Raw genomic sequence first — 7759 nt, forward strand, 5'->3', positions numbered from 1 at the left:
AAGTCTAGGCGGGGTCAGCGCCGGCGCTCCGCCGCGGCGCGGGTGCGGCACCCTGCTTCGGGGTGATCCCGAGGCTCCTGCCGGAGAGCCCGCGGGCCCGGGTGGCGAGCCGGTCGGCGACCAGACGGATGGCCACGGCCGCGGGGTCGTGCGGGTCGCCCAGCACCACGGGCACCCCGGTGTCCCCGCCGCTGCGGAGCGGCACGCTCAGGGGAACCTGCGCGAGCAGGGGAACGGGGGATTCCTGGCCGGCTCCCAGCCGGCGCGCGACCTCCGCGCCGCCCCCGGAGCCGAACAGCTCGAGCACCGTGCCGTCGGGCTGCACGATCCCGGCCATATTCTCGATCACGCCGTAGACGGTCTGGCCGGTCTGCCGGGCCACGACGCCGCTGCGTTCGGCGATGTCGGCGGCGGCCGGCTGAGGGGTGGTGACGACGATGACCTCGGCCTGGGGCAACAGCTGCCCGACCGAGATGGCCACGTCACCCGTTCCCGGCGGCAGGTCCAGCAGCAGGATGTCCAGGTCGCCGAAGTAGACGTCGGTGAGGAACTGGGTGATCGTGCGGTGCAGCATCGGCCCGCGCCAGGCGACCGCGACGGAGCCGTCCTCCACGAACATGCCGATCGAGATGACCTTCACGTCGAAGGCGATCGGCGGCAGGATCATCTCACCGACCTGGGTCGGCTTGACCGCGGCGGCTTTGCCCGTCTCCGGTGAGGGCGGGGTGACCAGGCCGAGGAGTCCGGGGATGGAGAACCCGTAGACATCCGCGTCGACGATGCCGACCCGCAGGCCGCGCTCGGCCAGCGCCACGGCCAGGTTCGCGGTGATCGTGGACTTGCCCACGCCGCCCTTGCCACTGGTGATGGCGTAGACGCGGGTGAGGGAGTCCGGGCCGAACTGGTTGCCGCGGGCCTCGGCGCCGCCGCGCAGTTTTTCGGTCATCGCCCGGCGCTGCTCACGGGTCATCACGCTCACGTCGACGGTCACATTGCCGGGGCCGGCCACGGATTCCGCGGCGCGCTGCACGTCGCGTTCGATCTGGCGGGCGGCCGGGCAGCCGGCGATGGTGAGGCGGAGCCCCACCCGGACTCGGCCGTCGACGATGTCCACCCCGGCGACCATGTCGAGGTCCGTGATCGGCTTGCGGATCTCCGGGTCGATCACCCGGGCCAGGGCGGTGAGCACCTGGCCCGGGGTGAAGGGGGGCTCAGACACTGGGCGAATGCTCGTCCCTGTCCCTGTCCCGGTCGCGGTCCCGGTCGCCCTTACGGAGGCGTTTCCGGGTCTGCTTGTCCTGGTCCTCGCGCTCTTCCAGGTTCTCGAGCAGCGCGCGCAGCTCGGAGCGGAGGAAGTCGCGGGAGGCCAGGTCCTTCATGCCGAGCCGCAGGGCCACCACCTCGCGGGCGAGGTACTCCGTGTCGGCGAGGTTGCGTTCGGCGCGTTGCCGGTCCTGTTCGAACTGCACCCGGTCTCGGTCATCCTGGCGGTTCTGGGCCAGCAGGATCATCGGGGCCGCGTAGGAGGCCTGCATCGACAGGACCAGGGTCAGCGCAATGAAGCCGAGCGACACGGAGTCGAAGCGCCACTGCGTCGGCGCGAGCGTGTTCCAGGCGATCCAGCTGACGGCGAAGAAGGTGAGCCCGAGCAGGAACCACGGCGTGCCCATGCCGCGGGCGATGGCTTCGGTGAACCGGCCGAAGCGGTCGCGGCTGGGACGGTCGCGATTGCGCCGACGCTTGCGGCCGAGGGCGGGGGTGCGCAGCCCCTTGGGGGAGTCGAGACGGAGATCCGCTCGGTTAGCTCGGGCCATTGCCGGTCCTCCGTCCGTGGTGCAGCGGGATGCTTCCCGTGGTCAGTTCGGTGCGGGCTTCGGCCCGGCGGCGCACGTCGTCGTTGCCGTCGTGGCTTCGCCAATCGTCGGGCAGGAGATAGTCGAGGACGTCGTCAATCGTCACCACCCCGACGAGTCGGTGGTTCTCGTCGACGACCGGCACGGAGACGAGGTCGTAGCTGGCGAGGATGCGGGTGACCTCCGCGGCCGAGGTGTCGGCGGTGACGGGATCGAGACCCTGGTCCAGCAGCGTGCCGAGACGTTCGTGGGGCGGGTAGCGCAGCATCCGTTGGAAATGCACCATGCCGAGGAAGCGGCCGGTGGGTGGCTCGTAGGGCGGCAGGGTGACGCAGATCGCCGCGCCGAGCGCCGGAGCGAGGTCATGGCGGCGGATGAGCGCGAGCCCCTCCGCGACGGTGGCGTCGGCGGAGACGATGATCGGTTCGGTCGTCATCAGGCCGCCGGCGGTGTCGGGGGCGTAGGTGAGGAGGAAACGGACGTCGTCCGCTTCCTCCGGCTCCATCAGGTCGAGCAGCTGCTCGCCGAGCTCCTCCGGCAGCTGCGCGATCAGGTCGGCGGCGTCGTCGGGCTGCATGTGGTCGAGCACGTCGGCGGCGCGGGCGTCGCCGAGGCGGGTCAGGATGCTGACCTGCTCGCTTTCCGGCATCTCCTCGAGGGCATCGGCGAGGCGGCCGTCCGGCAGCTCGCCGGCAACCTCGTGCATGCGCTCCGGCGGAAGATCGAGCAGGGTGTTGGCGAGGTCGGCGGGCTTGAGGTCGGAGTAGGTGGCGATGAGCTGCTCGGCCGACTGGGCCTGGCCCTCGGTGGTCTGCTCGCGGACCTCCCCCCAGTCCGTGAATGTCGTGGCGCCCTTCGCGAAGAGGGACAGGCTGGTCTTGGGGCGGCGCACGAAGAGCTGGCTGATCGCCCAGCCGCCCTGCGGCAGATCCTCGATCGACACGTCCTCGATGGTCGCCTCACCGGAACCGTCGTTGAAGACGACCGTGCGGCCGAGCATCTCGGCGATGACGCGCACTTCGCCGCCGCGCTGCTCGAAGCGGCGCACGTTGATCAGGCCGGTGGTGATGATCTGGCCCGAACCGATGCTGGTGACGCGCCCGATGGACACGAAAACGCGCCGTTTGCCCGGGATCTCCACAATCAGGCCGACGACGAGGGGCGGGTCGTTTTTTCGGTAGACCACCAGCACGTCGCGCACTTTGCCCACACGGTCTCCCGCGGGGTCGAAAACGGTACACCCGGCCAAACGGGCAACGAAGACTCTGGTGGCAGACACACTACAAACTTAGGCCACCTTCAGGGCGTATCGGTCCTGTGAAAGAATGGCCGCATGAGCAATCAAAGCCCCTTCGGTGGGCGCAGGGCCGCAGTGTTCCCCGTTCTGCCCAAGGGGGACGTGCTCGCGACGTACGCGACCTATGGCGAGGCGCAGGAGGCCGTGGACACGTTGGCGAAGTCCGACTTCCCGGTGAAACAGGTTTCCATCCTCGGCAACGACCTCAAAACCGTCGAGCGGGTCACCGGCAAACTCACCTGGGGGCGTGTCGCGCTCGCCGGTGCGGCGTCCGGCGCCTGGTTGGGCGTGTTCTTCGGGCTGCTGTTCTTCATCTTCTCGCCGGACGGCGCGGGGCTGCCGTTCGTCTTCGCCGCCGTGATGATCGGCGCCGGGTTCGGCATGCTGTTCGGGGTCGTCAGCGCCGCACTCAATCGTCGACGCCGGGACTTCACCTCGACCATGCAGGTGATCGCCGGCAGCTATCAGGTGATCGTCGACGGTGCCCTGGTGAATCGGGCCCGGAACGTGCTCGCCGGGCACGCCGAGGCCGAGCTGGCGGTGCCGGCCCCGCCGCATCCGTCGGAGCCCCCTCGCGCCGAGGAGCCGCCCGCCGTCGCGCAGCCGCCTGCGCAGTAGTCCCCGAGTCCAACCACTCGTGCAGGCGCGGGGGGTTTTAGGCGGTGAGGGCGGCGATCCAGGCCTCGACGGCCTCCGAGGTGCGGGGGATGCCGGCCGAGAGGTTCTCGGGGCCGTCGACGGTGACCAGGATGTCGTCTTCGATCCGCACACCGATGCCGCGGTACTCCGCCGGCACCGTCAGGTCGTCGGGCTGGAAGTAGAGGCCGGGTTCGATCGTGAACACCATGCCGGGTTCGATCACGCCGTCCATGTACATCTCGCGGCGCGCCTGCGCGCAGTCATGCACGTCGAGTCCGAGGTGGTGGCTGGTGCCGTGCACCATGTAGCGGCGGTGGTGGCCGTTGTCGGGCAGCAGGGCCTCCTCGGCGGTGACGGGCAGCATGCCCCACTCGGCCGTATGGCGGGCGATGACCGCCATCGCCGCGGCGTGCACGTCGCGGAACACGGCGCCGGGACGCGCCACGGCGAACGCGGCATCCGCTGCCTCGCGCACGGCGTCGTAGACGCGGCGCTGCACGTCGGTGAAGGTGCCGTCGACCGGGAGGGTGCGGGTGATGTCGGCGGTGTAGTAGCTGTCGACCTCGACGCCGGCGTCGATCAGGATCAGGTCACCCGGCACGACGGCGCCGTCGTTGCGGGTCCAGTGCAGGATGCAGGCGTGCGGGCCGGACGCGGCGATGGTGTCGTAGCCGACCGCATTGCCGTCGGACCGGGCCCGGGTGTTGAACACGCCCTCGACCAGCCGTTCTCCGCGGTGGTGGGTGCTCGAGCGGGGCAGGTCCCGGATGACGTCCTCGAAACCGCGGCCGGTGGCCGCGACGGCGAGGCGCATCTGGGCGATCTCGTAGGAGTCCTTGACCAGGCGCAGCTCCGACAGGCCCCGGGCGAACTGCTCGTCGGCGGAGTGGTCGCCGTTGATCTCGACGCTGAACGGGGAGTCGGATGCGTCGGTCGTGAGCACCTTCTCGGCCGCGAACCGGAGGCGGGCCTCGTCGACCTCGGTGGTGAAGTGGGGGTCCGCCTCCCGCAGCACGAGGGTCTCGTTGTCGATCGTGTTCAGGACGGCGGTCAGGTCGGCGATGCCGCGCACCGGCACGCCGAGGTCGCCGGCGACCTGGGCGATCGACGGGCGCGGGCCGATCCAGAACTCGCCGATGTCGGGGTTCGCGTAGAACTCGTCCGAGTCGCGGCCGGCCCGCTCACGGAAGTAGAGGGTGGCGTCGTGGCCGGTCGCGGTGGGCTCGAGCACCAGCACGGCGCCGGGCTCGGCGTCGCTGCCCCAGCCGGTGAGGTGGGCGAAGGCCGAGTGCGCGCGGAACGCGTAGTCGGTGTCGTTGGAGCGCTGTTTGAGGCGGCCGGCGGGGATGATCAGGCGTTGTCCGGGGTGCATCGCGGAGAGGAGTTCGCGGCGGGCGGCCGCGAAGGGCGCCTGCTCGCGGGCGGGCGGCAGCACCTCGGTGCGCTCGGCCCAGTCGCTGGAGATGTACGCCTTGAACCCGGCCGAACCGGGGGTGGTGGAGCGGTTCTCGTTCGATCGGGGAGCAGGGGTGATCGCGGTTTCGCTGGAATTGGCCATGCTTCATTGTCCCATTCCGCTAGGAGGTTGGCGTGAGGGCGGCCACGATCGGGCGGTGGTCGCTGCCCGCGTCGTCTTCCGACTCGATCACACTCATGCTCTGCACCTGCCAATTCGCCGTGGCCAGCACGTGGTCGATCGGCGCGCCGAGCAGGGCCGGTGCAAAGGCAGGCCAGGTGCCGACGGCGCCCGCGCCGGTCGCCAGGCCGGCGTCCCTGCAGTCACCGAGAACGGCGCCGTCGGATGTTTCGCGTCCGCTCAGGTGGTCGACCGTCGCGTTGAAATCGCCGGCCATGATCACATCCGGTCCGGCGCACTGCTCGGCGAGCCAATCCAGGTCGGAACGCCAGTTCGACATCTCGAAGCGGATGGGGGCGACGGCGTGCACCGCGATGATGGTGGGGCCGGCCCCATCGACGGGGGTGGCGACGACGGTCGGCAGCACGTTGGTGTTGCCGGGAGGCCCGGACCCGGCCGCGTTGCTCACGGTGTAGTCGCCGAGGTCGGGGCTGATCAGCAGGGTCGTGGAGCGGGCCTTGGAAATCTGGTCGAAGGCGATGGTGTGCACCCACATCGGGCGTCCTTCCTCGCGCATCTGCTCGGCAACGGCCTCCCCGGTGGCCTCTGTCGTTTCCGGCAGGGTGACGATGTCGGCGCCCCGGTCGAGGGCGAGCCGGGCGATGGCGGCGGCGCCCGGCTCGTCGCCGAGCGTGTTCCAGCTGAGCACGGTGACGGCATCCGTCGTCTCGGCCAGGGCGGGCGTCCCGACCGGGTCGCCGACACCGCGGGAGGCCAGGACGCCGGCGTTCCCGACGCCGAAGAGGGCCAGGAGCACGACCGCCCCTGCGGTGAGTGGGCGGAGCGGGCGGATCAAAACGAGCAGCACCAGGAGCCCGGCGACCAGCAGGGCCGAGCCAGCAACGGCGACGCCGCGCAGGGAGACGGCGTGCGCGGCCACCCAGGTGTTCTGCAGGCCGAAGAGCTGCGGCCAGCCGAGCACGAGCAGCAGGACGGCGGACGCGCCGAGAAACAGGGTGCGCAGGAGTCGAGTCAGCATGTCCGGTCCACGCTAGACGAGCCGGCTGGGAACCCTGCGGGACGGCCCGGTCTGCCGCGCAACTAGCATGGGGGAATGCCAGGTGCTCGACGATTCAGCGGTCCGATCGACCTGCACACGCATTCGAGCGTGTCGGATGGAACCGAAACCCCGTCGCAACTCATCCGGGCCGCCGACGCGGCCGGCCTCGGAACGGTCGCCCTGACCGACCACGATTCCACCGCCGGCTGGGCCGAGGCCAGTGCCGCCGCCCGCACCAGGGGGCTCACGCTCATCCCCGGCATGGAATTCAGCACCCGGGTGGGGTTCGCCAGCGTGCACCTGCTCGCCTACCTGTTCGACCCGTCCAACGCCGGCATCGTGGCCGAAACAGCCCGGGTGCGGCAGGCCCGGCTGGTGCGTGCGGAACAGATGGTGGAACGCATCGGCGTCGACTACGCCCTGACCTGGGACGACGTGCTTGCGCAGACCACACCGGATGCGACGGTCGGCCGCCCGCACATCGCCGACGCCCTGGTGGCCCGCGGGTTCGCGCTCACCCGGAGTGAGGCCTTCGCGGGAATCCTGCACTGGGAGGCCGGCTACTACCAGCCGCACTACGCGCCGGACCCGCTGCGGGCCATCACCCTCGTGCGGGCGGCCGGGGGAGTGCCGGTCATCGCGCACCCGGCGACGCGCGGGGCGATGGACGTCATCCCGGAGGCGAAACTGGCCCGGCTGGCCGAGGCCGGCCTCTTCGGCCTCGAGCTCGAGCACCGGGAGAACAAGCCCGAGGCGAAGGCCCGCCTCTACGTGCTCGCCGAGAAGTACGGGCTCTTCGTCACCGGGTCCAGCGACTACCACGGCGACGGCAAGCCGAACCGGCTGGGCGAGAACACGACCGCGCCCGAGGTGCTCGAGCGCATCATCGAGCAGGGAACGGGTTCGCCGCCGGTCTACGGCTGACGCCATCACGGCCCCGGTGATCGTATCGAGACCGGGCGCGCTGCCCTCGTGGCGCACCTTATGGAACCGGGCGCACGCTAGAACGTGCGCCGCGAACCGTAACGTGCGCCGCGAACCGCGAGCCCCCGGCGCAAACGAAAGCGCCTCCCGCCGAAGCGGGAGGCGCGGTCGTGCAGGAACTCCCTAGCTGGGGGTGCCGGCCTGCGGGGCGTGGCGACGCGTGCGGCTGCGACGGCGCGGGGCGCTGTTGCCGTCGTGGTGCTCGGCTCCGCCGCCGTCGTGCGTTCCGGCGGCCGAGGCGGCGACCGAGGCCTCCGGGTTGGTGGTCGGGCTGACCCGGGTGCGCGAGCGTGGCGGACGGCCGCCGGCCTGATCGCCGGAGTGACCGGCGCCCGAGCGTGCGGCGTCGG

At 71.0% G+C, this 7759-nt stretch carries 7 protein-coding genes and 1 pseudogene; 2 read left to right on the plus strand and 6 right to left on the minus strand.

Annotation, left to right across the window (positions count from 1 at the left end):
• Nucleotides 1-4: 4 nt before the first annotated feature.
• From E3T23_RS08610 to E3T23_RS08620, 3 genes are read right to left on the minus strand one after another with little or no spacing between them, the layout of a single operon-like run.
• Nucleotides 5-1219 (minus strand): Mrp/NBP35 family ATP-binding protein, encoded by a 1215-nt coding sequence (locus E3T23_RS08610; RefSeq protein WP_241977777.1) that lies wholly within the window; start codon nt 1217-1219, stop codon nt 5-7.
• Entirely contained in the window at nt 1212-1814 is a 603-nt protein-coding gene (locus E3T23_RS08615; RefSeq protein ID WP_134369970.1) for a DUF1003 domain-containing protein, read from the minus strand. The genes E3T23_RS08610 and E3T23_RS08615 overlap by 8 nt, the downstream gene beginning before the upstream one ends.
• A complete protein-coding gene (locus E3T23_RS08620) occupies nt 1801-3132 on the minus strand; it encodes a magnesium transporter MgtE N-terminal domain-containing protein (RefSeq protein ID WP_134369971.1) in 1332 nt (443 codons plus the stop codon). The genes E3T23_RS08615 and E3T23_RS08620 overlap by 14 nt, the downstream gene beginning before the upstream one ends.
• Nucleotides 3133-3186: 54 nt before the next feature.
• On the opposite strand from E3T23_RS08620, the gene E3T23_RS08625 reads away from it, so the two are divergent.
• Nucleotides 3187-3768 (plus strand): YflT domain-containing protein, encoded by a 582-nt coding sequence (locus tag E3T23_RS08625; RefSeq protein WP_134369972.1) that lies wholly within the window; start codon nt 3187-3189, stop codon nt 3766-3768.
• Nucleotides 3769-3805: 37 nt separating this feature from the next.
• Here the strand turns inward: E3T23_RS08625 and E3T23_RS08630 are convergent, their stop codons facing one another.
• Both E3T23_RS08630 and E3T23_RS08635 read right to left on the minus strand, forming a co-directional pair.
• Nucleotides 3806-5347 (minus strand): aminopeptidase P family protein, encoded by a 1542-nt coding sequence (locus E3T23_RS08630; protein WP_134369973.1) that lies wholly within the window; start codon nt 5345-5347, stop codon nt 3806-3808.
• Nucleotides 5348-5366: 19 nt separating this feature from the next.
• On the minus strand, nt 5367-6404 hold the full coding sequence (locus E3T23_RS08635) for an endonuclease/exonuclease/phosphatase family protein (protein WP_134369974.1): 1038 nt from the start codon (nt 6402-6404) through the stop codon (nt 5367-5369).
• 75 nt (nt 6405-6479) lie between these two features.
• Here E3T23_RS08635 and E3T23_RS08640 point away from each other — a divergent pair, with 75 nt between their 5' ends.
• Entirely contained in the window at nt 6480-7349 is an 870-nt protein-coding gene (locus E3T23_RS08640; protein ID WP_134369975.1) for a PHP domain-containing protein, read from the plus strand.
• 183 nt (nt 7350-7532) lie between these two features.
• Here the strand turns inward: E3T23_RS08640 and E3T23_RS08645 are convergent.
• A pseudogene (locus tag E3T23_RS08645) lies at nt 7533-7759 on the minus strand (DEAD/DEAH box helicase); the annotation flags it as partial.

The organism is Cryobacterium cheniae (genome assembly GCF_004403395.1).
In the GTDB taxonomy this organism is placed as follows: Bacteria; Actinomycetota; Actinomycetes; order Actinomycetales; family Microbacteriaceae; genus Cryobacterium; species Cryobacterium cheniae.